The sequence below is a fragment of the Chitinibacter sp. ZOR0017 genome (assembly GCF_000799095.1).
Lineage (GTDB): Bacteria > Pseudomonadota > Gammaproteobacteria > Burkholderiales > Chitinibacteraceae > Chitinibacter > Chitinibacter tainanensis.
In genome coordinates, this window is record NZ_JTLG01000034.1 from 8,356 (window position 1) to 33,562 (window position 25,207).

The following is a 25,207-nucleotide window of genomic DNA, read 5'->3' on the forward strand; positions in this document are numbered from 1 at the left end:
TAAGAGCTGCGCATTATACACGACTGAGTTTCATCCGCAAGCCCTGCCGAACACCACTTCGGCGCAAAGGTCTACTTCACTTGCTGGCTACTAAAAAACGCGTCGGAATAAAACTCGTCTGTCGGTAAGCCGTGAGCCACAAAAGCATTCACAGCCGCCTCTACCATGACCGGCGCGCCGCAGGCATAGACTTGATAGTGATCGAGTTTGGGGAAGTCGGCCAATACCGCTTCGTGCACTAGGCCTGTACGGCCTGCCCATCGGTCTTCTGCTTTAGGCTCAGACAAGACCGGGATAAAGCTGAAATTGGGGTATTGCTGCTGCCACTGCGCTGGCAACTCAGGCATATAGAGGTCATGCAGCGAGCGGCAGCCCCAATATAGAACCATTTCACGCTGCATATTTTGCGCAAAGGCGTGCTCAAGCATGCCTTTGATGGGGGCAAAACCGGTGCCGGTGGCGACAAAGATGATCGGCTTGTCAGATTCTTCGCGCAAAAAAAAGCTGCCCAGCGGGCCGGTGAAGCGGAAGATTTCCCGCTCTTGCAGCGTATCCCACACATAGTTGGAAAACTCGCCACCGGGCACTTTGCGGATGTGCAATTCTAAAAAGCCTTCTTGCGCGGGCGAATTAGCGATGGAAAAGCTGCGCTTATTGCCGGTTTTGGTATGGATATCAATATACTGCCCGGCCAGAAAGGCCAGTTTTTCGGTCGATGGCAGTTTAAGCGTTAGCACGGCAACGTCGTGCGAAACTTTATTGATTTTCTCAATCCGGGTAGGCAAGGTACGGATCTGGATGTCTTTGGTGGCCGCTACTTCGCGGCATTCGATGCTTACCTGCTCACTCACCGGGGTGGCGCAGCAAAATAGCGCCAGTCCATTGGCCTGATCGGCGGCAGTGAGCGCCGTGGGCGAATGATCGCCATGCACGACCTCGCCTTGCAAAACTTTGCCTTTGCAGGCGCCACAGGAGCCATTCTTGCAGCCATACGGCATATTGAACCCCTCACGCATCGCGGCGTCGAGCAGGGTCTCGCCGTCAAACACACTCAGTTGCTGGCCTGATGGTTCGATGATAAGTTGTTTACTCATTATTTCTGGATGTCCGACAAGTGCGAAAAAAACGCTTGTTAATCATTGGTTGTGGCGATATTGTGCAGCGGGCTCTCCCATGGCTGCAACGTCGTTTCAAGGTGTATGCTACGGCACGCACCGCAGATAAAGCGCTAGCACTCAATACCCTGGGCGTGTATCCAATTCGCGCGGATCTGGATCAACCGCGTACCTTGCGCCGCCTGGCTGGGCTGGCCAATTACTGGCTACACAGCGCACCGCCGGCCGAAGCGGCTGGTGAACCACGCACCCAGCACTTGCTCGCGGCCTTGCTACGCCCGCGGCAAGGCCGCTCAGCGCCACGCACGACGAATCGCCAATTGGGGATTTTAACACACTCCCCTCGCCGCGCCGTTTACATCAGCACCAGCGGTGTGTATGGCGATCATCAGGGGCGCTGGCTCACCGAGAGCAGCCGGCAATTGGCGCGCACCACACGCGCCCGCCGCCGGCAATGGGCTGAGCAAAGCTGGCGCGCCGCCGCTCGCCGACAAGGCCGCGCAGGCCGACCATTGCGCGTGAGCCTGCTACGCGCGCCGGGCATTTACGCCCTCGATCGTTTACCCACCGCGCGGCTGGCCCGTGGCGAACCCGGCATCGTCGCCAGCGAGGACAGCCTCAGTAATCATATTCATGCCGCCGATCTGGCGCAGGCCATGGTGCTGGCGCTGTTTCGTGGCCGGCCGCTGCGCAGCTATAACATCGTCGATGATGCGCCCCATACGATGGGGGAATGGTTTGATCAGGTGGCCGACTTTACCGGCCTGCCGCGCGTCGCGCGCATCAGCCGCGCCGAGGCGCAAACCCAGCTCTCGCCCACCATGCTGTCCTATCTGAATGAATCACGGCAGCTCAGCAATCAGCGCGCCAAGCGTGAACTACGCTGGCGGCTGCGTTACCCCAGCACCGCTGATTTTTTTGCTGCCCACACTGGGGAGTATGTGGCTACACGCAAATACTGATCTAGCCTACAGCCAGATACATGGACATGTATCTGGCGTACCTCTTCCAATTTAAACCGTGCGCGCAATACACAACCCGGGTCGCTGCATGCAAGGCTAACACGGCATTCCAGCTAGCCGCCGCTCGGGCTTACGACCACAGCCGGCCAAACCAGCTTTTCTTTTCCCAGGTTTTCTGTACGCCGCGCGATAAGAAGTGCGATACATAGCGCTGATCGCCTTCCATGATGTGATGGGTGAGCCAGTTGCGCAGAAAATGCAGCAATTCAAAGGTAATGGCCTCACCTTCGCGCATCCGCTGCTGCAAGGTATTCACCTGGCTGATCAAATCTTCGTGATGACCTTTGTGGGTTTCATACTCGGGATAACCCAAAATCCGCATCAAGCTCTCTTCCACCGCAAAGTGAATGCGGGTGTAATCCACCAGCCGGCCCAATATTTCGACCGAGGCTTCGCGGCCATGATGCTGGCGGATGGCATCGTGCAGCTCGTTCAGCAAATCCACCAGTACTTTATGTTGTTCGTCGATTTCTTGAATGCCGACCGACAGGGCATCGTTCCATTCGATCAGTTTGCTCATTGTTGTGATCTCCAGTCGCTCAAGCCTGCATACTGCCCAGCCCGACAAAACGGCCTTTGACCTACATCAAACTGTCACGAAGGATAGTGCGTGCTGTGGTGCTCAGGTTGCAGTGGCGGCGCCCTGCCCGGCCAGCTCGCGCTCCACCACTTGCTGCAAGGCGGCAAAGCACAACGGATCGAGCGCATCGCCCACCATTTGTTGCATCAGGTGCAGGGTATGTTCGGGCGTATTGGCCGGATGGTAGGGGCGCTCGGCGCTGATGGCATCGAAGATATCGGCGGTGGTGATAATGCGGGTCTCCAGCGCGATCTCGTCGGCCGCGAGCCCACGCGGATAACCACGCCCGTCGAGCCGTTCATGGTGGGCGCCGGCCACCCGCGCCAGATCACGAAAATGCACGATTTTGCTCAAAATTTCTTCGGTCAGTCGGGCATGCTGTTGTACCGCAAGAAATTCGTCGGCCGTGAGACGGCCCGGTTTTTCCAAAATCGCGCTGCTCACACCCAGCTTGCCCACATCGTGCAGCAAAGCTGCGCGGCGAATCCATTGCCGCTGCTGTGCATCTAGCCCTAATTCAATCGCGATCATTTCGGCGTAAAAGCCCACCCGCTCGCTGTGGCCAGCGGTAAACGGGCTCTTGGCATCCACCACCTGACCAAAGGCCGAGGCAATGGCATCCATATAATCATCATCCAGCGGCAGGCTAAATTGCGCGGGCTCGAGCTGCAGCACGGCTTCGGCAATCATCGGCTCGGCCAGCATGCGCCAGAACGCCGGGTCGGCCGCTACTTCGTGAAAAGCCGCCACAACATTGGGGTCAAACCAGCTGCCCGCTCGCGCCTCAACTTCAGCCAAGGCAGCCGCGGGCCCATGCGAGAAATGAAACACATCCACCACTTGCGCCAGGAGCGCAATCCGCGCATACAAGGGAATGGCCGTACCGGCTAGTTGCTCCGGCCGGCCGCTGCCATCCCAATGCTCATCCAGCGAATGAATGCCCAGCGCCACCGGTTCGGGAAAACGCAGCTGCCGGGCAATGCGCGCACCACGGTCGCAGCGGGTTTGAATCAGCTCATTGGCAATCGTATCGCCATTACGCATGATGTTCAGAATGGCATTCAGTCGGCGGGTCCAGCTTTCATGCTGACCGGTATGGCTAAATACAAAACCCAGCACCTGCGCCAGATTACCGCCCACCAGCTTAAAGTCGCGCTTGAACGATTGATCATCGGTGAGATACAGCTCGCAAATGCGCGCCGCATTGCTGCTACAGCCCAGATCTTTGAGCAGCAGGGTGTAATAGAGCTCCCACTGCGCTTGCTCGGCAATCCCTAGCTGCCGACCGATGTGCATGCCAATCCAGCAGCAGCGCACGCAATGCCCTTGCGGCTGGCCTTCGGTCATGTCCAGCGCGTAGGAAAAAGCGCCAAGAATTTCGGCTAATTGCACAGAAGAGTACGGCATGGCGGGCTAAGCAGGGTGAATCACAGCTTCACCATAGCGCTGGCACGGCCGCTTTACCAGCCGGCAACCGGCAGAAAAAAACCCGCCGGCGGCGGGTTAGGTGTGCAGACGGTAAGCGATTAATCCGCGCCACGGGGACGATCCGCGTGGAATTTGGCCACAAACTGCGGAAACTGATCCACCTCGATGGCATCGCGCATTTCCTGCATCAGCACCTGATAGTAATGCAGATTGTGAATGGTGTTGAGCTGCGCGCTCAGGATTTCCTGGCTGCGGAATAAATGATGCAGATAGGCGCGGCTAAAGTTGCGGCAGGTATAGCAGCTGCAGCTTTCATCCAGCGGGCGCTGATCTTTTTTGTAATGCGCGTTTTTGATTTTGACATTGCCATAGCGGGTGAACAGCATGCCATTGCGCGCATTGCGGGTCGGCATCACGCAATCGAACATATCGATCCCTTGGCTCACCCCAAACACCAAGTCTTCCGGCGTGCCCACCCCCATCAGATAGCGTGGTTTATTCGCCGGCAATTTCGGCGCAGTGTGCGCCAAAATCCGCGCCATATCTTCTTTCGGCTCACCCACCGATAAACCGCCAATCGCCATGCCGTGGAAATTAAGCTCATTTAGGCCGGCCAGCGATTCATCCCGCAGGTCTTCGTACATGCCACCCTGCACAATGCCGAACAAGGCATTCGGGTTTTGCAGCCGATCGAATTCATCTTTCGAGCGCTTCGCCCAGCGCAGCGACAGGCGCATCGAGTCACCCGCCTGTTTGCGATCTGCGGGGTATGGCGTGCATTCATCAAAAATCATCACCACATCAGAATTCAGTACTTTCTGAATGCGCATTGATTCTTCTGGCGTCAGAAAGAGCTTGTCGCCATTCACCGGGCTTTGAAACTTCACCCCTTCTTCGGTGATTTTGCGCATCGCACCCAAGCTAAACACCTGAAAACCGCCCGAGTCGGTCAGCATGGGTTTATCCCAGCCCATAAATTGATGCAGGCCGCCAAATTGCTCGATCACTTCCAGCCCCGGGCGCAGCCACAGGTGGAAAGTATTGCCAAGGATGATCTGGGCTTTGATTTCATGCAGATCGCGTGGCGTCATCGCCTTCACGGTGCCGTAAGTGCCCACCGGCATAAACACTGGGGTTTGAACTACGCCGTGGTTCAGCGTGAGCGTGCCGCGGCGCGCACCGGCCGAGGTGGTTTTCAATTCGTAATGCATGGTCTTGATTTCCAATCAGAAGCGGCCAGAGACACAGTCCGGCGCAAGGCGGCAAGGTTAACGGCTGCGCCAGCCCAAGGCAAGCGCAAAATGCCGCACAGGCGATGATTTTCATTGGTGATTCACGCCAATGCACTACAATGAACATGCCAATTAAATCAGGCACTTATTAGGGAAAACATGTACTCGCCTCGCCACTGGGTTTCGCTCATTTGCTTTTGCGCCCTCGTCAATTCGCCAAGCTGGGCGGGTGAAACCCTGCGCATTTGCGCCGAAAACGATTGGAAGCCGTACTCTTTTGCCAAACAAGGCCAAGCCGCTGGTGCCTCGGTCGAACTGATTAGCGCTGCGCTCAACCAGCAGCGCATGGCCTTTACGATTGATAGCGGCAGCTACAACCGCTGCCTCAAACTTACCCAAGCGGGCCACTACGATGCAGTACTGAACGTGGCCAAAACCAGCGAGCGCCAAAATCAGTTTGTCTGGCCGCAGCTACCTTATCTGCACGTGAAATTGCACCTACTGGCGCATAGCAAATTAGCCAAAACCAGCACCGAGTATGGGGTATTGGCCGGCAAGCGAATTGGAACAACGGCTGGCTACGAATACCCTGAGAAGATGTTTTTGCAAAAAGACATCAAGCTGATCGAATCTCATAGCGAGCTAGCCAGCTTGCGCCGGCTGGCGGCAGGCAATATCGACTTTATCCTGATTTCGCAATCCACCTATCAGGCGCAGCAAAAACTACTCAATAACGCGGAAAATGCCGGAATCAGCGACTGGGGGCTGATTGATAATCTGGCGCTCTACGTGGCCTTTAGCCCCAAACTGCCAGACGCCGGCCGCTGGACGCGGGCGCTGGATGCGGGGCTGGCGGAATTGCAAAAGCGCGGCGAAGACAAAGCCATTTTCAATCGCTGGCACGCCCTGTATTAAGCGCGCCAGCCCCCTGCCTTAGGCTGCGGTCTGCGGCTCCAGCAACATCGAATCGCCATAACTAAAGAAGCGATATTCATGCGCAATGGCATGCTGGTAGGCATCCAGCATGGTTTGGTGACCGGCAAACGCCGACACCAGCATTAGCAATGTCGATTTGGGCAAGTGAAAGTTGGTGATCAGCCGGTCAACCACTTTGAATTGATAGCCCGGGGTGATAAAGATATTGGTATCGCCCGTAGGTTCGGCCAGCAGCCCTTGCTGCGACGAGGCTTCCAGCGCCCGCAATGAGGTTGTCCCCACCGCAATCACCCGCCGGCCGCTGGCTTTGGCCACCCGAATGGCTTCTTGGGTACGCTGCGGAATTTCATAGCGCTCGTGATGCATGGTGTGCTCGGCGATGTTATCCACGCGCACCGGCATAAAGGTCCCGGCGCCCACATGCAAGGTTAAAAACTCCACCTGCACGCCTTTGGCGCGCAATTCATCCAAAATCGCATCGGTAAAATGCAGCCCTGCGGTCGGCGCAGCCACCGCACCCGGATCGCGCGCATAGACGGTCTGATAGCGTTTGGCGTCTTCTTCGTCCGGCTCATGCGTAATATACGGCGGTAGCGGCAAACGGCCGGAGGCATCCAGCACTTCCAACACGCTCAATTCGCCCAGAAACTTGAGCTTAAATAAATCCTGCTGCCGCTCCAGCATTTCGGCAACAAAACCACCCTGAAAATGCAAAATGGCGCCCGGCTTGGGGGCTTTCGAGGCCTTGATGTGCGCCAGCGCATGCTGTTGATCCAGCACCCGCTCCACCAGCGCCTCAATCTTGCCACCGCTGGCTTTTTCGCCGAACAGGCGGGCTTTGATCACTTTGGTATCGTTAAACACCAGCACATCGCCGGCCGTGAGCAATTGCGGCAACTCGGTAAACACATGATCCGCCAGTTGCGTGCCATTCACATGCAATAAACGACTCCTGCCCCGCTCGGTAGGCGGGAACTGGGCAATCAGGTGCTCAGGCAAATGGTAATCAAAATCGGCAATCTGCATCGAAATCTACTCTGTAAGGTCGGTAACATTCACTGGGTAAATTATACCAGCGAAACCCTTTGTAACCCGCGCCAATCCTGATGTAACAGAATATTGCAAGCCACTTGGGCCGGTGTAAGACAGGAGAAATTAAAAAAAATTCACGGCTTTTTCTGGACAAATTCGGCGAAGTTGCGGCAAACTCCGACGATTCGAAGGGAATATAAGGATTGCATGATGTCGGCGAGCGACAAGATCCTGGTTCTGCATGGCCCGAATCTGAACCTGCTGGGGCTGCGGGAACCGCAGCATTATGGCAGCCAGACGCTGGCGCAGATCAACGCACAACTTGTCGCTTTAGGTACCGAACACGGCATCGAGGTCGAAACTTTCCAGTCTAATCGTGAATACGAGCTCATCGAGCGCATTCACGCTTGTCTGGATGACGGCACTCGCTACATCGTGATTAATCCGGCCGCCTTTACCCACACCAGCATCGCGCTGCGCGATGCGCTATCGGGCGTGAAAATTCCGTTTGTAGAGGTTCATCTCTCCAATATCCACGCCCGTGATGCCTTCCGGCATAAATCCTATTTTTCCGATCTTGCCGCTGGCGTGATTTGCGGCCTGGGGCCCCAGGGCTACCAGTTTGGCCTGCACTTTGCCATCAGCAAGCTCAAAACCCAATAACACCAATAGCTCACTGAGCTGTAGTCATCCAACTTAAACAGAGAGGATTGCATCAATGGATCTGCGTAAACTGAAAAAACTCATCGATCTGGTGGAAGAGTCCGGCATCGCCGAACTGGAAGTCACGGAAGGTGAGGAAAAGGTACGCATCACGCGCAGCGTAGCCAATCCGGCTTACGTGCAAGCTGCCCCAATGCAATATCATGTTCCAGCCGCCGCACCTGCGGCCGCCGCAGCCCCTGCCGCTGCCGCGCCGGAAGCCGCAGCGCCGGTAGTCGATGGTTTCACCCAGAAATCACCGATGGTGGGTACGTTCTACCGCTCATCTAGCCCAGGCGCGAAAGCCTTTGTTGAAGTTGGCCAAACCGTGAATGCTGGCGATACGCTGTGCATTATCGAAGCCATGAAACTCCTGAATGAAATCGAAGCCGAGCAATCAGGCGTGATCAAAGCGATCCTGATTGAGAATGGTCAGCCGGTTGAATACGGCGAACCGATGTTTATCATTGGCTAATGATGTGGGGTATGGCCGGCAAATCAAGCATTGATTTGCCCTTGCGGCGTATCCCTACCCGGAGTACCTATGTTTGAAAAAATCCTGATCGCCAATCGCGGCGAAATTGCGCTGCGTATTTTGCGCGCCTGCCGCGAAATGGGCATTAAAACCGTGGTTGTGCATTCCGAAATCGACCGCGAAGCCAAATACGTCAAACTGGCGGATGAATCGGTGTGTATCGGCCCGAATCCGTCAGCACAAAGCTACCTGAATGTGCCGGCCCTGATTGCTGCCGCCGAAGTGACCGGCGCGCAGGCGATTCACCCGGGCTACGGTTTTCTGTCGGAAAACGCCGACTTTGCCCAGCGCGTTGAAGAATCTGGCTTTGTCTTTATCGGCCCACGCCCGGAATCGATCCGCGTGATGGGGGATAAAGTCGCCGCCAAAGACGCAATGAAAAAAGCCGGCGTGCCTTGCGTACCGGGTTCGGAAGGTGGCTTACCGGATGACGAAGCCGCCATTCTCAAGCTCGGGCGCGAAGTAGGCTATCCGGTCATCATTAAAGCCGCCGGCGGTGGCGGTGGCCGCGGTATGCGCGTGGTGCATAAAGAAGAAGATCTGCTCGCGTCTGTGGCACTGACCAAACAGGAAGCCAATCAATTCTTCGGCAACCCGATGGTCTACATGGAAAAATTCCTGCAGACCCCGCGCCACGTCGAAATTCAGGTGTTGGCGGACCAGCACGGCAACGCCATCTATCTGGGTGAGCGCGATTGCTCGATGCAACGTCGTCACCAAAAAGTGATCGAAGAAGCCCCTGCTCCGGGCGTGACCGAAGAGCAGCGCCGCAAAGTGGGCGAAGCGTGTGCCGAAGCCTGCCGCCAGATCGGCTACCGCGGCGCGGGTACGTTCGAGTTCCTGTACGAAAACGGCGAGTTCTACTTTATCGAGATGAACACCCGTGTGCAGGTTGAGCATCCGGTGACCGAGATGATTACCGGCATTGACATTGTGCAAGAGCAGATTCGAGTGGCCGCTGGCCTGCCGCTGCGCTACACGCAAGACGATGTGAAGCTCAAAGGTCATTCGTTTGAATGCCGGATCAACGCGGAAGACGCCGTGAAGTTTATCCCTAGCCCCGGCCAGGTGACCAAATGGCATACGCCAGGCGGGCCGGGTGTGCGTGTAGATTCGCACGTGTATCAGGGTTATCGTATTCCGCCAACGTACGACAGCATGATCGGCAAGATCATCACTTACGGCGATACCCGCGAGCAGGCCATGGCCCGCATGCGCATCGCCCTGTCGGAGATGGTGGTCGAAGGGATCAAGACCAATATTCCACTGCACCAGCAATTGTTGCTGGACAAGGAATTCATCAAAGGCGGCACCAGCATTCACTATCTGGAACACCATATGGATGTGATTCGCGAAGCCATCGAAGGTAAAGCGGTTTAAGCTGTGATCTAGATCACCACCCAAGGGCAGCCTAGCTGCCCTTTTTTATTGCCCATTCCAACCGAGGTATACCCCTGCAATGCTTATTGGTATTTGCATTCAGGCATATACCCCGCCATAGCACAACAGCATATAACATCAGCAAACCCTAACATGTAGTGCGCAACACAGAATTACATCCGGCCGGATTGTCAGCTTACGTTGCATCCCTTACTATCGAATCGCCCGGTACACCAAGTGGGCTTCCTGCGGTCATATCGCACCGCTGACAGATAAAAACTGGATGGAGAGATTTCAAATGCAAGTACGCACCTTGATGCATCGCAGCCGCTTGGCTGCCCTCTTGGCAGGTATGCTGCTCTCGGCGGGCGTTCAGGCCGCCACTTGGCAGGAAGGCTCGACCTACACCGCCGGCGCAGTAGTTGATTACAACGGCAAAACCTACACCGCACTGGTGACCCACACCGCTTATGTGGGTGCCAACTGGAATCCAGCGGCGACCCCAACCCTGTGGAAAGAAGGCGGCAATAGCTCAGCTACCCCAGCACCAACTGCAGTGCCAAGCGTGGCGCCGACAGTAGCACCAACTACAGCCCCAACCACCGCACCAAGCAGCGCCCCAACCGCTACGCCAGTTGCGGGCGTGAATGGCTGGGATAAAGCCACGGTGTACACCGGTGGCCAACGCGTGTCCTACAATGGCGCCGTGTATGAAGCCCAATGGTGGACACAAGGCGACGTGCCTGGCGCAGCGCAGTGGGGCCCTTGGAAACTGGTAAGCGGCGCAGTGGCTACGCCTACCCCAGTGGTCACCGCCAAACCAACGAATACCCCAGTGGTTACCAGCACCCCAACCCCGGTGGTGACTAGCACGCCTGTCGTGACTGCCACCCCAACGCCAGTGGTAACTCCGGTCGTGACCGCTACGCCAACACCAGCGATCACCCCAAGCCCAACGCCAGTCGGCCCAACGCCTACACCAAATCCAAACGGTCTGCCAAAACATGCGCTGATTGGTTACTGGCATAACTTTACCAACCCAGCCGGCGATACCTTCCGCATCCGCGATGTACCCGCCGAGTGGGATGTGATCATGATTTCCTTTGCCGACGATGCCGGCAATGGTGCGGTGGCCTTCAATCTGGATAAAAACGCCGGTACTGAAGCCGAATTCATCGCTGATGTGGCTGCTAAACGCGCCCAGGGTAAGAAAGTGGTGTTGTCACTGGGTGGCCAGGAAGGTCGCATGACCCTCTCGACCAAAGAAAACGTCACTAACTTCGTTAACAGCCTGCATGCCATCATCACGAAATACGGTTTTGACGGGATCGATCTGGATCTGGAAAGCGGCGCCGGCGTGGTACTGGGCACCCCAATCATCAATAACCTGATTGATGCGGTGAAACAGCTGAAAGCCAAAGTCGGTCCAAGCTTCTACCTGTCGATGGCACCTGAGCATCCATACGTACAAGGCGGTTATGTATCGTACTCGGGCATCTGGGGTGCTTACCTGCCGATCATCGATGGTCTGCGCAATGATCTGAACATCATTCACGTGCAGTACTACAACAACGGTGGTCTGTGGACTCCTTACTCTAACGGCGCACTGAACGAAGGCACCGTGGATGGTCTGGTTGGTGGTTCGCTGATGCTGATCGAAGGCTTCAAAACCGTAGGCGGCACCGGCTGGGAATTCAAAGGCCTGCGCCCTGATCAAGTGGCCTTTGGCGTACCAAGTGGCCGTAGCTCAGCCAACACCGGCTTTGTGACCAGCCAAGTGGTAAACGACACCCTGACTTGCCTGACCCAGCTGAAAAACTGCGGCATGGTTAAACCAAAACAAGCCTACCCTGACTACCGCGGCGTGATGACCTGGTCGATCAACTGGGATAAACACGATGGCTACAACTTCAGCAAACCAGCTTCGGCTGCGCTGAAAGCCCTGCCATAAGCTCAGGACTAGCATGACAACACCCCGACGCGTTCGGGGTGTTTTTTTGTCTGCCGCCCACACAAAGGCACTGCCGGATGTAGTTCACACGCCTTTGTCAGCTTTTTGAAATACCTATTGAGCTTACCCATAGAAAGGATTATCGTAGCGATCTACTTCGCTTACACCGACCATGTCAGACCTCTTAACCTCCATACAGCAGTGCTATGAGCGCAGCCGAGCGCTGATGTATGCCGATCCACCTGAAGCTTTGCGCCTTGCCTGTGAGGCCACGGCCATGCTCACCACCGAGCTGCCCGCGGCATTTCGGGTGAAGGTGATGTTTCAGCAGGTGGAAATGCTGATGGGGTTCGGACGGATTCATGAAGGCACGACCTTACTGCACGATACGCTGCTGATCGCCGAAACCGAAAATCTGGAAGCCGAGCGCGGCAATCTGCTTTACACCCTCGGTATTGCTCACTACACCACCGCCGATTTCAGCACCGCCATCGACTACTGGCGCGATTGCCTGAATCTGGACAATCGGGGTTTTAGCGTTGAAACCCGCATCAACGCCTTTATCGCCTTGGGGCAAATGTATTTTGCCTTCCATATGCCGGAAGACGCCCTGCGTCACCATCTTAGCGCCCAAAAATACTTGCATGAGGGCATTGATCTCGAGCTACGCGCCCGGCTGTACATCAATCTGGTCGCTGATTATTGCGAGCTGGGGCGCTATGCCGAAGCGCAGCCCTTGCTAGATGAAGCCGAACAAATCTGCCAGCAGATACAGCATCTGGAATACCTTGGCGAAGCGCTCAGCTATCGCACCCTGATGCTCTTGCAGCAAGATAAACTCGAGGAAGTCACCGCGCTGCTGGAACGCGGCCATAGTATGGATCGCTATTGGGCCTGGGGCGAAATCAGCTGGAAAATCGTCACCGGCAAAATCGCCATGGCCGAAGACAATCTCCCCGCCGCCATTGCGGCGTTTGAAGAAGCCTTGAGCCTAAGTCAGAAATACGAATGCACCAGCAAAGTTCATGTCGTGCATGCCACCTTGGCGATTGCCTATGGCCAGGCTGGCCAGCCCGCGCAGGCTGAGAAACATCAGCGTCTATATCAGGAACATTACAACCGGCTTGGTTCGGCCGAGATTTTTGCCCGCCTGCAAGACTTAGAGCAGCAGTTACATAATACCTAGCCTCGGTATCTGCTGCTGGGCTAAGATAGTTGTACCTTTGAAATCGATACCCCAGTGAGGCTAAGATGAACAACTTTAGTTTTCACAACCCAACCCGCATTGAGTTTGGCCAAGGCCAGATTGCACAACTAAGCCAGCTGCTCCCTGCTAATGCCCGCGTGCTGCTACTGTATGGCGGTGGCAGTATCAAGCGCAACGGCGCATACAATCAGATTATCGAGGCACTAGGTGAGCGGGTCTGCCATGAATTTGGCGGAATCGAACCTAACCCCGAATACGAAACCTTGCTGCGCGCAGTTGCGCTTGCGCGGCAGGAAAAACTGGATTACATCGTGGCCGCCGGCGGCGGTTCGGTCATTGATGGCGCTAAATTTGTCGCGGCAGCCGTACCACATCAGGGCGATCCTTGGCTGATTATCGGCAACCGCACGCCACTGCACAGTGCGCTGCCAATCGCCGCAGTGCTGACATTGCCAGCGACTGGCTCGGAATCCAATTTCGCCGCGGTGATTACCCGCCGCGCCACCCAAGATAAATTGTCATTCAAAAATCCACTGGTCTTCCCTCAACTGGCGATTTTGGACCCCACCCTCACCTACAGCCTACCAGCGCGCCAAGTTGGCAATGGCGTGGTGGATGCCTTCGTGCATACTACCGAGCAATACCTCACCTACCCCAATGAGGCGCGGGTGCAAGATCGGCTGGCCGAAGGCATTTTGCAAACCTTAATCGAAATCGGCCCGCAAACTTTGGCCGAGCCCACTGATTACGACGCGCGGGCCAATTTGATGTGGGCGGCCAATCAGGCCTTGTATGGCATGGTGGGGCTGGGCCAGCCGCAAGATTGGGCCACACACGCCATGGGGCATGAACTCACCATGCTGTTCGGGCTGGATCACGCCCAAACACTGGCGATTGTGCTGCCAGCGCTGTGGCGCTATCGCTTAGCCAGCAAAATGGCCAAGCTGGCGCAATATGGTCGCCGCGTGTGGGGGCTAAGCGGTGATGATGCCGTGGTGGCCGTGGCGGCCATTGAGCGCACCGAAGCATTTTTCACCCAGATGGGGCTACCCTGCCGCCTCGGCGCCTACCAGCTGGATGCGCAGACTGCGGCCGATGGCGTAGCGCAACAACTGATCCGCCATCAGCGTACCCGGCTAGGCGAAGCCCAAGATCTCAGCCCCCAAGATTGCCGTGCCATTTTGATCACAGCCGCGTAGTCAGGCAGGGCAAAATAAAAGTGTAATGGTATGCTTGGCCTTTCACGCATACCTTACGATCATCGCATGCAAGAGGCTGATCTGCGCCGCCAATTGGCCAAGGCGCACAAACTGCTGAACTCGCAAAGCACCGAGAGCCTGGCCATTGCGCTAGAAGTGCGCAACCAGGCGCGCGAACGCGATTTGCCCGAGCTGGAAGCCAGCGCTTTGTGCCTGATGGCCAATTGCGTGTATGACTTTGGTAACTACAGCGAAGTGCTGGATTATCTGCAGGAAGTCGGCCAAATCGCCGCGCGCGCGCCCATTGGCCGGCAAGAGGGCGAGCAACTGCAAGCACTGGGGCGCACCTACTACACCATGGGCGATTACCGCCGCGCCAGTGATTACTGGCGCCGCTGCCTCACGTTACCCGATTGCGCCATCAGCCTGGAAACCCGCATCAAAGCCCATATTGGCATGGGGCAATTATTTTATGCGAGCGAGCATTTCGAATCCGCCCTCGCCCACCATCGCCGGGCAGAAGAGCTGGCCGCCAGCTCGGACGATTATCATCTGCAAGCCGCGATTCTGATCAATATCGGGGTGGATCTGATTGCCTGCCAAAAGCTGGCCGAAGCCCATGTCGTACTCAAAGGTGCCCTACCGCTGGTTAAGGCCGATCAGAACTATCGTAACGAAGCCGAAATTTACGCATTGATTGGTCAGATTCAACTGCTCAATGCCGAGTATGACAAAGCGCGAATGAGCCTCCTAGTGGCCCTAAAGATCAACCGTTTGCACATTAATCTGTGGGGCGAAGCCAGTACTTTGCTCACACTGGGCAAAGTGTATTTTGCCAGCGGCATGATTGATATCGCGCGTGAACAACTGGTGGAAGCGCTGAACAAAGCTTGTTCGCTGGGCGCGCTACACCTGCAGCAGCATTTGCATGAGATTCTTAGCCGCGTATACCGGCACCTGGCGCAAGAAGAGCTCGCCAGTGGGCACGAATCACTCTTTCATACCTTGCGCCAGCAATTACTGGCGCAAACCGGTGAAGGTGAGCTGGAAACCATGGAGCTGCGCCTTGAATACCTGTGAGCCGCCCGATGCATAGCCACGCCGATGTCGACAATCTAAATCAGCGCGCCCGTGATCTAGCTCGCGAGCATTCGGCAGAGGCACTGGCTTGCGCACAGCATGCGGCCAATTTATCCATCCCGCTCGATTACACCGCAGGGTTTACCGAGGCGCTCTTCCTGCAAGGCAGCATTAGCTGCATTCAGGGTCAGCTCGCGGATGGACTGCCGCTAATGCGGCATGCGCTGTATATGGCCAACCTGCACCAATTGGTGGCCTTGATTCCTGACTGCCTGCAAGAAATCGCCCGCGCTTGCTATACGCAGGGTGATTATGACAACGCATTAGAAGCCTGGGCTCAATGCCTAGATGCCGCACTGGCGATTGAAAACGACGCCATCTACATTAAAGGCCAGCTGGGAATTGGCCAGCTGTATTTTGCCCACGACGAGTTTTATCAGGCACTGAATCACCATCTGAAAGCGCGTGACCATGCCTACCGCTCTACCGATCTGGTCACCAAAGCTGCGATTGAAATCAATATCGGCGTTGATCAGCTCGAGCTCGGGCAACTGGAAAATGCCAAGCAAACCTTGAAACAAGCTCTGATTCTGGCGCAAGAAGCCCACAACCTTGAATATCAAGCGGCGGCGATGGGCGGGCTGGGGCAATTGGCACTGCTAGAAAAAGATTATCCGCTGGCGCAGTCTTACCTCGAACGGGCGAAAGGCTTGAACCAGCAACACCAGAATCACTGGGGCGAAGCGCAGAATTTATACCTACTCGGCCGCCTGGCCCTCGCCCGTACCCAGCTGGATGCGGCGCTGGAGGCACTCAAACACAGCCTGACATTGGCCAATGAGATCGGCGCAGCCCATCTGATTTATAAGCTGGAGCTTGCGCTGGCCGATGTGCATGCCGAACGGAAAGAGTACGCCCTGGCCTTGCAATATCACCGCCAAGGCTACCAGCATCATTACCAGCTCTTGCGCCAAGCATCGCCGCAACGGCTGCATATGATGGAAGCCAAGCTCGAAGTCGAAAAAACCCGCCTGGAAAACCTCAATCTGCGCGAGCAACATGCCGAAGAGCGACAAGCGCGGCTGCAGAGTGATTATCTGGCTTCACAAGACCCACTAACGGGCCTACTCAATCGCCGCGGACTAGAGCTCAAACTCGGCTCAGGCCTGCAATCCAATCCCGAACATCAAGAGCCACTGGCCTTGTTGATGATTGATATCGATTACTTTAAAGGCATCAATGACCGCTGGGGCCATCTGGTGGGTGACTCGGTCTTGCGGCAAGTTGGTGCGCTGCTTAAATCCGGTTGCCGGCAGGATGATCTGGTTTGTCGTTGGGGTGGGGAAGAATTTCTGGTCTTACTCCCCTCGCGCAGTGGCGTACCCGCGCGCGATGTCGCCGAGCGGCTGCGCTTAATGGTGTCGCAATGGCCATGGGGCAAAATCGAGCATGGCATGGAGCTCACTATTAGCGTAGGGGTAACGCAATATCAGAACGATGCCCAGCTCAGCAGCATGGTGCAGCGCGCCGATCAAAACCTTTACAAAGCCAAGCAAGCTGGCCGCAATCAGGTCGTCTACTAATTGCCAGTCAGCTGAAAAAAAGCCTCACCAAACCGCTGCTAGCGCCCTAAAAGCCGAGCTCGCGCAAATCCCTATCAAATTTGCGAGTTTAAGTAAGCATTTTTCCGTTAAAATTCGGTCTTTAGCCGTCTTTCCCGCCGGAGATGCCCTTCATGGCCGACCAGACCGCCGCCGCCATCGTCCAATCGCAAGAACGCTTGCGTGAGATTCCCTACAACTACACCTCGTTTTCTGATCGTGAAATCGTGATTCGCCTGCTGGGCGATGATGGTTGGCGTATTTTGGACGAGCTGCGCCAAGAGCGTAAAACCGGCCGTTCGGCGCGTATGTTGTTTGAAGTATTGGGCGACATCTGGGTGGTGAAGCGCAATCCGTATCTGCAAGATGATCTACTGGAAAACCGCAAGCGCCTGAGTTTGCTGGTGGAAGCCATGCATCATCGGCTGGCCGAAATCGAAAAACGCCGCCAGGAAAACGAGCGGGTGAATATTCTGCTCGCCCGCACCCGGCAGGCCGTGGATGAATTTGAACGCGAATTCCGCGATATCGGCATTCTGCGCAAGAAAGTCCTGAAAAAAATGGGCGCCCTCACGCGCAAAGACAACATCCAATTTGATGGTCTGGCGCGGGTTTCCCATGTTACCGATGCCACCGACTGGCGGGTGGAATACCCCTTTGTGGTCCTCACCCCGGATACCGAAGCCGAGATGGCGCCGCTGGTCTCCGCCTGTATTGAGCTGGGCCTCACCATTATCCCGCGTGGGGGTGGCACCGGTTACACCGGCGGTGCTGTACCGCTGACGCCGATGAGCGCGGTGATCAATACCGAAAAACTCGATCGCCATCAGGGCGTTGAGAAAATCCGCATCCCCGGTGTGGATCACGAAGTCGCCACCATTCAGTGTGGCGCAGGTGTAGTGACTCGCCGCGTGATGGAAGCTGCGGAAGACGCGGGCCTCGTGTTTGCGGTGGACCCGACCTCAGCCGATGCCTCCTGTATTGGTGGCAATGTCGCCATGAATGCCGGCGGTAAAAAGGCCGTACTCTGGGGCACAGCACTCGATAATCTGGTCAGCTGGAAAATGGTCGACCCCGATGGCAACTGGCTGTTTATCGAGCGGATGGATCACAATCTGGGCAAAATCCATGATGCGGCGCAGGCTACCTTCCGCATTAGCAAATTCAAACCCGATGGTAAAACCAAGCTCGGTGAAGACACGCTGGTGATCCCTGGCCGGACGTTCCGCAAGGAAGGCTTGGGTAAAGACGTTACCGACAAATTCCTCGCTGGCCTGCCTGGCATTCAGAAAGAAGGTACTGACGGGCTGATTACCAGTGCCCGCTTTGTGCTGCACCGCATGCCGGATCATATCCGCACCGTGTGTTTGGAATTCTTCGGTGAAGTGAGCCGCGCCGTACCGTCGATTGTTGAAATCAAAGATTATCTCGATGCCCATCCGAGCGTGCAGCTCGCTGGCCTGGAGCATCTCGATTGGCGCTATGTCCGCGCGGTAGGCTATGCCACCAAGGCCAAATCCAAAGGCCGGCCCAAGATGGTGCTGATTGCCGATATTGTGTCGGATGATGAAAAAGCGCTGGGCGAAGCCACTAGCCATGTGGTGAAACTGGCCAACGCCCGCGGTGGCGAAGGCTTTATCGCCGTGCTGCCCGAGCAGCGGAAAAAATTCTGGCTGGATCGCGCCCGCACAGCAGCGATTGCCAAACATACCAACGCCTTCAAGATTAATGAAGACGTGGTGATTCCGCTGCCGCGCCTGGGTGAATACTCTGACGCCATCGAGCGCATCAATATCGAGCTGTCGATTCACAACAAACTGGAATTACTCGACCAGCTGAGCGAGTTTTTCACCCAAGGCCGCCTGCCCTTCGATACCAGCGATGCACCGGTCAGCCATGATGTACTGATTGGTGATCGCCGTGAATCAGCGCTGGCTTTTATCGAGCAAACCCGCCAGCACTGGCAGTGGGTAAACAATAATCTGGATGTCGCGTTCGAGCTGTATCAAAGCGCCTTCCCCCAGCTGCCGCTCGAAAAAGCAGTCGATGCCAATGAGCTGCCGCAAAGTGTATTCCACGCCTTGCGTGATTTTGTACTGCGCATTTCCTACAAACGCGAGCTGCTGACCGAGCTGGAAACGCTATTTAGCGGCCGCACTGATAAGCCGATTCTGGATGCAATTCATGCCCTGCATCAGAAAGTCCTCAAAGGCCGCACTTGGGTCGCGCTGCATATGCACGCCGGCGATGGCAATGTGCACACCAACTTGCCGGTGAACTCGGACGACTACGATATGCTGCAACGCGCTCACCACGCAGTGGCGCGCATTATGCAAGTGGCCCGCGATCTGAATGGCGTGATTTCCGGCGAGCACGGTATCGGCATTACCAAGTACGAATTCCTCACTCGCGCTGAACTGCAGCCGTTTGAAACCTACAAGCAAAAAGTCGATCCGCACGGCCACTTTAATAAGGGCAAGCTCTTGCCCGGCGCTGATCTGACCAATGCATATACGCCATCCTTTAGCCTGCTGGGCACTGAATCGCTGATTCTGGAGCAATCCGATATCGGCAGCATCAGCAATATGGTCAAAGACTGTTTGCGCTGCGGTAAATGTAAGCCGGTGTGTACCACCCACGTGCCGCGCGCAAATCTACTGTACAGCCCACGCAATAAGATTCTGGCCACCGGTTTGCTCACCGAAGCATTCCTGTACGAAGAGCAAACCCGCCGTGGCATTTCGCTTAAGCACTTTGAAGAGCTGGGTGATGTGGCGGATCACTGTACCGTGTGTCACCGCTGCGTGAACCCATGCCCGGTGAAAATCGACTTTGGTGATGTGTCGGTGGCAATGCGCAATTTCCTGCGCAAAGAAGGCAAAAAGAAATTCAACCCGGGCTCGGCGCTGGGCATGACTTTCCTGACGCTGAAAGATCCGGCCACCATCAAACTGATGCGCGCCATGATGATCGGCTGGGGTTACAAAGCACAGCGGCTGGGGCATTCGGTGGCGAAGAAATTTGGTCTGCTCAAAGGCGTGACCAAGCAGCCACCATCCACGCTGGGCACAGCGCCCATCAAGGCGCAGGTGATTCACTTCATCAATAAACCGATGCCAGGTGGCTTGCCGAAGAAAACCGCCCGCGCCTTGCTGGATGTGGAAGATAGCAATGTAGTACCAGTGATCCGTGACCCGCAGCGTCTGAACGACGACAACGAGGCCGTGTTCTACTTCCCGGGTTGCGGCTCGGAGCGGCTGTTTAGCCAGGTGGGTTTGGCCACGCAAGCCATGCTGTGGCATGTGGGCACCACCACGGTGCTGCCACCGGGCTATCTGTGTTGCGGCTACCCGCAAACGTCCAGCGGCCAGCAGGATAAAGGCGACAAGATCACGATGGAAAACCGCGTGCTCTTCCATCGCTTGGCCAATACGCTGAACTACCTCGACATCAAAACCGTGGTGGTTTCCTGCGGTACGTGTATGGATCAGCTGCTTAAATACCGCTTTGAAGAAATCTTCCCGGGCTGCCGTCTATTGGATATCCATGAGTATCTGCTGGAAAAGGGCGTCAAGCTTGAAGGTGTGAGCGGTACCCAGTATATGTATCACGAGCCATGCCACACGCCGATGAAGACCTACAAAGGGGTGGAAGTAGCCAACCAGCTGATGGGCCAACGCGTCGATCTGAATGATCGCTGCTGCGGTGAATCGGGCACCTTTGCCGTTGCCCGCCCCGACATTTCGACCCAAGTGCGTTTCCGTAAACAGGAAGAAATGGAAAAAGGCGCGGCCAAATTGCGTGCCGATGCGGGCAATGACAAAGCGCCAGTCAAAATCCTGACTTCTTGCCCATCCTGCCTGCAGGGCCTGAATCGCTACAACGACGATGCCGGCACCGAAGCCGACTACATCGTGGTCGAAATCGCCAAGGCGGTACTGGGGCAAAACTGGATGCCTGAGTATGTCGCCAAGGCCAGCAATGGCGGGATTGAGCGGGTTCTGCTTTAAACCCTGGCTTAAATTAGCATTTACTGTTGTATGAACACCGCAAAGGGCAGCGCCGATTAGGCCTGCCCTTTGTGATTTATGCCACCGCCAAGCTGACAGCCTGCTATGGTAAGAAAACCCCAGTGCGCTGATTATCCTCGCCAAATCGCAACAAATGCTGGGGCATAATCGCGGCTTGAGTAAGCTTGCAAGCCCAGCGTTTGATTTTTGTAATACGACTCACCTCTGCGGTATGAACGGTGGTTTTGCCCTACTCGCCAAACGGGCGCGCCGTAATATAATCAACACAAAATTAAAACACTGGTTTGAACATGAACACCCACTGCCCCCTGTGTCATGAAGACGGCGGCGAAGTCGTCTGGCGCAATCACCTTGCCCGCGTCGTTCTAGCGCATGAGCCCGATTACCCGGGCTTTTGTCGGGTTATTCTGGCCAAGCATCAGGCCGAAATGACCGATCTGCCGCTGGCCGAACGCGAAGCGCTAATGGCGATTGTCTGGGCGGTAGAGTCGGCCGTGCGGCAAACACTCAATCCAGACAAAATCAATCTAGCCAGCCTGGGCAATATGGTGCCGCATGTACATTGGCATGTGATTCCGCGCTGGCAAGATGATCTGCATTTCCCGGCGCCAATTTGGGCCACAAAGCCGGCCGATCGCACTCGCCATCAGCCCGCGGCGGCTGACCTGGCGGCGCTACGGCAAGCGCTGGAGCAACTGGCACCATGATCGAACAGTGGATTGAGCGTGCCCTGCCCCAACCTGATCGCGGCCAAGTACCGCCGTTTCAGGATGTACGCAGCGCGCGCGACTGGCTGAAATTACTGCCACTGATTAATGTGCCGGTGGCCCATGCCGAGCTCACCGAAGCCATCAGCCAGCTCAATCACAGCGATTTGCCGGCGCTAGATGCACTGAAAATCATCGAGCAATTTCGCGAAACCGTGCACATCTTGCAAGAGGGCATGCAGGAAAAACTGATCGGCAAGCCCGTGCCGCTCACCCCCGCCGAGCAGGAAACCTGGTTTGCCATCTACAGCATGTGGCTGCATTTAGAGCACGCCTATGCGCTGGCTTGGCGCGCCGCCTGCAGCGGCGAACAAACCGTCGCCGAATACCTGCCCCTGCTGGCTGAGCGCACCTTGTATTACACCAATCAGGCCATGGCCTGCCAGGTGCAGATTTATCGCCGTCCACCGGCGCGGGATTGGCAGCAGTTATTTGCCTTTTACCAGTTAGCGCGCGCGCAGCACATCGATAAGCTCAAAGCCCGCGATAGCCTGGTCCAGATCAGTGGGGTCAGCACCCCTGAGGCGATGTTCCTGCACGCGCTGCTGTTTGCCGCGGCCAATCCCTACCAGTATTCGCATAAGCAACAGCTGTGGCTGCATAAACGGCTAGAAATATTAGCCACCCGCAGCACACTGGCCCCCAAGGCCGAAGGCCTGCCTGGCCGGCCACCGCTGCTGATCAATCTGGCTGAGCCCGGCGTACCGCTGCGGGCCGATGGCCGCGGCGAAGCCGATGAGCTGAGCATCGATACCCTGTCGCTGGCGCAAGTGCTCAGCAAACGGATCAAGCTGCTGCGCATGGGTGAAATGCCGGAAAAAATCGGTTTGGGCAGCGAGCTGGGGCCACAAGCCGCCGAAGAATTATTGCGCGAGCTATATCGCGCCTGGTGCGATCATCCGCTTGAGCGGCAATTACCCCGCCGCCCTACCGATCGCTATCTCGAAGCCGGGCTGCAGCTGAAAAACCTGCATCTGTGGCTGGCCGCCGGGCACTTTGCCCCGCCACCGCAAGCCGAGCAGCAGATGAGTAGCGCCGAGCTGATGCAGATTCGCATGTTTGGCCAAACCAGCGCTCGGCTGGCGCCGGTTACGCCCTTGGCGCCGCAAACCCAGCAATGGCAGATCAGCAATGAAACAGCCCAGGGTATGTGCCTGCGTCGCCCGCGGGATGAGACACAGCGGCTGGTACTGCACCAGGTATTGATGATTGCCGATGGCCAACAGCGCCTCATCGGGCAGATTCGTTGGCTGGCCGAGCAAGATGGCGAACAGCAATTGGGCCTGCAGCTGCTGCCCGGCACGCCGCATGCCGCCAGTATCCGTGCGCAAGATGCCGCGCGCTTTGGGCAGAGTGATTTCACCTCGGTGGTGATGATCGATGCCGTGCCGGCGCTAAAATCTCCCGCCAGCCTACTGCTGCCGCCCGGCTGGTTCCGGCAGGGCCGGCTGCTGGATTACTGGGATGGCCAGACCATGCATCGCATCCGGCTGGTTAGCCTGCTGCAACGCGGGGCGGATTTTGAACGCGTGCATTTTGTAGGCTCGGGTGGCTTGTAATTAGCCACAAGCGCACGCCATTTGCTCACGAGCAAGCCACGGCCAACTGACCACCACCAACGCCCTTCACCAAAAAACACCGGCTGCATGCCGGTGTTTTTGTTTCGCCCGCTAAACGCGTGCGGCCACAGCCAAAGTGTGGAGCCCTACCGCCTTGCGGTGATCAGCCGCCAAGCAGCGCATGCCGCCATCATTGGCATGACATGAATATCTACCGTGCCCAGCCCCAACGCGGTTTCGCCCAACGCCAAAGCCGCCAGCCCAGCAATAGCGCCAGCCCGGCGGCAAACAGCAGTGGCGTGGTCAGATCGCGCTTCACCAGCCACAGATAATGCAGCACGCCCAGTAGCGCCGCCGGATACACCAGCTGATGCAGCTGCCCCCAACGGCGCTTTAGTCGCCGCATCCAGCCTTGGGTTGAAGTGATCGCCAACGGCAGCAACAAGGTAAACGCCAGCATCCCCAGCAAAATAAACGGCCGCTTCACCAGATCCTCCACGATCGCGTCCAGCGCAAAAAACTGATCCAGCCACAAATAAGTCAGCCAGTGCAGGCAGGCATAAAAAAACGCAAACAGCCCCAGCAAACGCCGATAGCGCTGCCAGCCCGCCCAACCGCTCAGCTGGCGCAGCGGTGTAATGGCTAAGGTGGCGCACAGTAAACTCAGCGCCCAGGTACCGGTGCTGTGGGTGATAAATTCAATCGGGTTCACGAGCTCGCCCTGCAGCACCAGCCACACCATCCGCAGCAAAGGCGTCAGCAAGAGCAGCCACCAGCAGGCCTTATGCTGCAGGCAGCGATACAATAGCGGGATATTGCCCGCCAAATCATGATTTACTGACATTACCGGCTTATACCCCACCACTTAAAAGAATTTCTGCAAATCCATCCCGCGATACAAGCCCGCCACCTGCTCGCCATAGCCATTAAATGGCAGGGTTTTGCGTTTGAAAAACTCGCCAATGCGCCGCTCGGTAGCCTGGCTCCAGCGCGGGTGCGCCACGGCGGGGTTCACATTGGAGTAAAAGCCATATTCATTGGGCGCGGCCAGATTCCAGCTGGTGGGCGGCTGGGTTTCCTGCAGGCGGATCCGCACAATCGATTTAATGCTCTTAAAGCCATATTTCCACGGCACCACCAAGCGAATCGGCGCACCATTTTGCTTGGGTAGCACCTCGCCATACAGGCCAACCGCCAGCAGCGTGAGCGGGTGCAACGCCTCATCGATCCGCAGCCCTTCCTTATACGGCCAATCCAGCACGCGCGTACGCTGGCCGGGCATTTGCTGCGGGTCGAGCAGGGTTTCAAAGGCGACGAATTTGGCTTTGCCAGTAGGCTGCACCGCTTTGAGTAAACTCGCCAGCGGGATACCAATCCACGGAATCACCATCGACCAGCCTTCGACACAGCGCAGGCGATAAATCCGCTCTTCCAGCGGTGCGAGTTTTAGGATTTCTTCCAGCCCGAAGACTTTAGGCTTGAGCGCCTCGCCTTCGACCGCCACCTGCCAGGGGCTGGTTTTCAGCCGCTGCGCATTGGCGGCCGGGTCTTCCTTGCTGGTGCCAAACTCGTAAAAATTGTTGTAGCTGGTAATTTGCTGGCGGGTGTTCAGCGCCTCGGTGGTGGAAAATGGGCTGGGTTTGCCGGTGAGCGCCGCCAGCGCTTCGCCGGCCAAGAGCGGCGTGGCCGCAGCCAGCGCCATAAACTCGCGTCGGCGCAAATACTGCGCCTGCGGGGTGATTTCAGAAGGGGCAATATCGGTCGGGCGGCGAATCAGCATGGCTTAGCTCCACGGCACACTCATGCTGCCAGTATGCGCGAAAACCCGCCCCAATGGCAGTGGCTGCGTT

General features: G+C 56.6%; 20 protein-coding genes. 13 read left to right on the forward strand and 7 right to left on the reverse strand.

Features of this window, described 5'->3' with window-relative positions; genetic code table 11:
* Positions 1-71: 71 nt before the first annotated feature.
* The gene (locus tag L991_RS11145) at positions 72-1,094 is read right to left on the reverse strand and encodes a CDP-6-deoxy-delta-3,4-glucoseen reductase (protein ID WP_047395354.1); all 1,023 of its coding nucleotides are present in this window, start codon (positions 1,092-1,094) and stop codon (positions 72-74) included.
* Between the two features lie 62 nt (positions 1,095-1,156).
* On the opposite strand from L991_RS11145, the gene L991_RS11150 reads away from it, so the two are divergent.
* The gene (locus L991_RS11150) at positions 1,157-2,077 is read left to right on the forward strand and encodes an NAD-dependent epimerase/dehydratase family protein (RefSeq protein ID WP_231550542.1); all 921 of its coding nucleotides are present in this window, start codon (positions 1,157-1,159) and stop codon (positions 2,075-2,077) included.
* A 130-nt stretch (positions 2,078-2,207) separates the two neighbouring features.
* On the opposite strand, the gene L991_RS11155 is transcribed toward L991_RS11150, so the two are convergent.
* The 3 genes from L991_RS11155 to tgt all read right to left on the reverse strand — a co-directional run bounded on the left by L991_RS11155 (position 2,208) and on the right by tgt (position 5,356).
* On the reverse strand, positions 2,208-2,657 hold the full coding sequence (locus L991_RS11155; RefSeq protein ID WP_028448792.1) for a bacteriohemerythrin: 450 nt from the start codon (positions 2,655-2,657) through the stop codon (positions 2,208-2,210).
* 102 nt (positions 2,658-2,759) lie between these two features.
* On the reverse strand, positions 2,760-4,124 hold the full coding sequence (locus L991_RS11160; protein WP_047395356.1) for an HD-GYP domain-containing protein: 1,365 nt from the start codon (positions 4,122-4,124) through the stop codon (positions 2,760-2,762).
* A 119-nt stretch (positions 4,125-4,243) separates the two neighbouring features.
* On the reverse strand, positions 4,244-5,356 hold the full coding sequence (gene tgt, locus L991_RS11165; RefSeq protein ID WP_047395359.1) for a tRNA guanosine(34) transglycosylase Tgt: 1,113 nt from the start codon (positions 5,354-5,356) through the stop codon (positions 4,244-4,246).
* A gap of 180 nt (positions 5,357-5,536) precedes the next feature.
* On the opposite strand from tgt, the gene L991_RS11170 reads away from it, so the two are divergent.
* The gene (locus tag L991_RS11170) at positions 5,537-6,292 is read left to right on the forward strand and encodes an ABC transporter substrate-binding protein (RefSeq protein ID WP_047395363.1); all 756 of its coding nucleotides are present in this window, start codon (positions 5,537-5,539) and stop codon (positions 6,290-6,292) included.
* A gap of 18 nt (positions 6,293-6,310) precedes the next feature.
* On the opposite strand, the gene queA is transcribed toward L991_RS11170, so the two are convergent.
* On the reverse strand, positions 6,311-7,339 hold the full coding sequence (queA, locus tag L991_RS11175) for a tRNA preQ1(34) S-adenosylmethionine ribosyltransferase-isomerase QueA (protein WP_047395365.1): 1,029 nt from the start codon (positions 7,337-7,339) through the stop codon (positions 6,311-6,313).
* Between the two features lie 216 nt (positions 7,340-7,555).
* On the opposite strand from queA, the gene aroQ reads away from it, so the two are divergent.
* From aroQ to L991_RS11230, 11 genes are all read left to right on the forward strand, one after another.
* Positions 7,556-8,008 carry a type II 3-dehydroquinate dehydratase gene (aroQ, locus tag L991_RS11180; protein WP_028448787.1) on the forward strand — a complete coding sequence of 151 codons (453 nt, stop codon included), beginning with the start codon at positions 7,556-7,558 and terminating at the stop codon, positions 8,006-8,008.
* Positions 8,009-8,063: 55 nt separating this feature from the next.
* Entirely contained in the window at positions 8,064-8,522 is a 459-nt protein-coding gene (gene accB / locus L991_RS11185; protein WP_047395367.1) for an acetyl-CoA carboxylase biotin carboxyl carrier protein, read from the forward strand.
* Between the two features lie 69 nt (positions 8,523-8,591).
* Positions 8,592-9,962: an acetyl-CoA carboxylase biotin carboxylase subunit gene (gene accC / locus L991_RS11190; protein WP_028448785.1), complete on the forward strand. Its 1,371-nt coding sequence runs from the start codon at positions 8,592-8,594 to the stop codon at positions 9,960-9,962.
* Positions 9,963-10,260: 298 nt separating this feature from the next.
* Positions 10,261-11,913, forward strand: coding sequence for a chitinase (locus L991_RS16985; RefSeq protein WP_231550543.1), 1,653 nt, complete (start codon positions 10,261-10,263; stop codon positions 11,911-11,913).
* Positions 11,914-12,085: 172 nt separating this feature from the next.
* Positions 12,086-13,099, forward strand: coding sequence for a lipopolysaccharide assembly protein LapB (locus L991_RS11200; RefSeq protein WP_156129058.1), 1,014 nt, complete (start codon positions 12,086-12,088; stop codon positions 13,097-13,099).
* Positions 13,100-13,164: 65 nt separating this feature from the next.
* Positions 13,165-14,319 (forward strand): iron-containing alcohol dehydrogenase, encoded by a 1,155-nt coding sequence (locus L991_RS11205; protein WP_047395373.1) that lies wholly within the window; start codon positions 13,165-13,167, stop codon positions 14,317-14,319.
* A 66-nt stretch (positions 14,320-14,385) separates the two neighbouring features.
* Positions 14,386-15,399: a lipopolysaccharide assembly protein LapB gene (locus L991_RS11210; protein ID WP_028448781.1), complete on the forward strand. Its 1,014-nt coding sequence runs from the start codon at positions 14,386-14,388 to the stop codon at positions 15,397-15,399.
* An 8-nt stretch (positions 15,400-15,407) separates the two neighbouring features.
* Entirely contained in the window at positions 15,408-16,982 is a 1,575-nt protein-coding gene (locus L991_RS11215; protein ID WP_047395378.1) for a GGDEF domain-containing protein, read from the forward strand.
* Between the two features lie 143 nt (positions 16,983-17,125).
* Positions 17,126-21,010, forward strand: a complete 3,885-nt coding sequence (locus L991_RS11220; RefSeq protein ID WP_374749646.1) for a DUF3683 domain-containing protein — start codon at positions 17,126-17,128, stop codon at positions 21,008-21,010.
* Positions 21,011-21,321: 311 nt separating this feature from the next.
* Complete coding sequence (locus L991_RS11225) at positions 21,322-21,738, forward strand: HIT family protein (protein WP_047395383.1); 417 nt, start codon at positions 21,322-21,324, stop codon at positions 21,736-21,738.
* Positions 21,735-23,357: a hypothetical protein gene (locus L991_RS11230; RefSeq protein ID WP_047395386.1), complete on the forward strand. Its 1,623-nt coding sequence runs from the start codon at positions 21,735-21,737 to the stop codon at positions 23,355-23,357. The genes L991_RS11225 and L991_RS11230 overlap by 4 nt, the downstream gene beginning before the upstream one ends.
* Positions 23,358-23,568: 211 nt before the next feature.
* On the opposite strand, the gene L991_RS11235 is transcribed toward L991_RS11230, so the two are convergent.
* Complete coding sequence (locus tag L991_RS11235; RefSeq protein ID WP_052190828.1) at positions 23,569-24,201, reverse strand: sulfite oxidase heme-binding subunit YedZ; 633 nt, start codon at positions 24,199-24,201, stop codon at positions 23,569-23,571.
* Positions 24,202-24,222: 21 nt separating this feature from the next.
* On the reverse strand, positions 24,223-25,137 hold the full coding sequence (gene msrP, locus L991_RS11240; RefSeq protein ID WP_047395389.1) for a protein-methionine-sulfoxide reductase catalytic subunit MsrP: 915 nt from the start codon (positions 25,135-25,137) through the stop codon (positions 24,223-24,225).
* Between the last annotated feature and the right edge of the window lie 70 nt (positions 25,138-25,207).

Coding starts and splice junctions, on each gene's coding strand:
- L991_RS11145 (WP_047395354.1), bottom strand. CDS start 1,094: ATGAGTAAACAACTTATCATCGAACCATCAGGCCAGCAACTGAGTGTG.
- L991_RS11155 (WP_028448792.1), bottom strand. CDS start 2,657: ATGAGCAAACTGATCGAATGGAACGATGCCCTGTCGGTCGGCATTCAA.
- L991_RS11160 (WP_047395356.1), bottom strand. CDS start 4,124: ATGCCGTACTCTTCTGTGCAATTAGCCGAAATTCTTGGCGCTTTTTCC.
- tgt (WP_047395359.1), bottom strand. CDS start 5,356: ATGCATTACGAATTGAAAACCACCTCGGCCGGTGCGCGCCGCGGCACG.
- L991_RS11170 (WP_047395363.1), top strand. CDS start 5,537: ATGTACTCGCCTCGCCACTGGGTTTCGCTCATTTGCTTTTGCGCCCTC.
- queA (WP_047395365.1), bottom strand. CDS start 7,339: ATGCAGATTGCCGATTTTGATTACCATTTGCCTGAGCACCTGATTGCC.
- aroQ (WP_028448787.1), top strand. CDS start 7,556: ATGTCGGCGAGCGACAAGATCCTGGTTCTGCATGGCCCGAATCTGAAC.
- accB (WP_047395367.1), top strand. CDS start 8,064: ATGGATCTGCGTAAACTGAAAAAACTCATCGATCTGGTGGAAGAGTCC.
- accC (WP_028448785.1), top strand. CDS start 8,592: ATGTTTGAAAAAATCCTGATCGCCAATCGCGGCGAAATTGCGCTGCGT.
- L991_RS16985 (WP_231550543.1), top strand. CDS start 10,261: ATGCAAGTACGCACCTTGATGCATCGCAGCCGCTTGGCTGCCCTCTTG.
- L991_RS11200 (WP_156129058.1), top strand. CDS start 12,086: ATGTCAGACCTCTTAACCTCCATACAGCAGTGCTATGAGCGCAGCCGA.
- L991_RS11205 (WP_047395373.1), top strand. CDS start 13,165: ATGAACAACTTTAGTTTTCACAACCCAACCCGCATTGAGTTTGGCCAA.
- L991_RS11210 (WP_028448781.1), top strand. CDS start 14,386: ATGCAAGAGGCTGATCTGCGCCGCCAATTGGCCAAGGCGCACAAACTG.
- L991_RS11215 (WP_047395378.1), top strand. CDS start 15,408: ATGCATAGCCACGCCGATGTCGACAATCTAAATCAGCGCGCCCGTGAT.
- L991_RS11220 (WP_374749646.1), top strand. CDS start 17,126: ATGCCCTTCATGGCCGACCAGACCGCCGCCGCCATCGTCCAATCGCAA.
- L991_RS11225 (WP_047395383.1), top strand. CDS start 21,322: ATGAACACCCACTGCCCCCTGTGTCATGAAGACGGCGGCGAAGTCGTC.
- L991_RS11230 (WP_047395386.1), top strand. CDS start 21,735: ATGATCGAACAGTGGATTGAGCGTGCCCTGCCCCAACCTGATCGCGGC.
- L991_RS11235 (WP_052190828.1), bottom strand. CDS start 24,201: ATGTCAGTAAATCATGATTTGGCGGGCAATATCCCGCTATTGTATCGC.
- msrP (WP_047395389.1), bottom strand. CDS start 25,137: ATGCTGATTCGCCGCCCGACCGATATTGCCCCTTCTGAAATCACCCCG.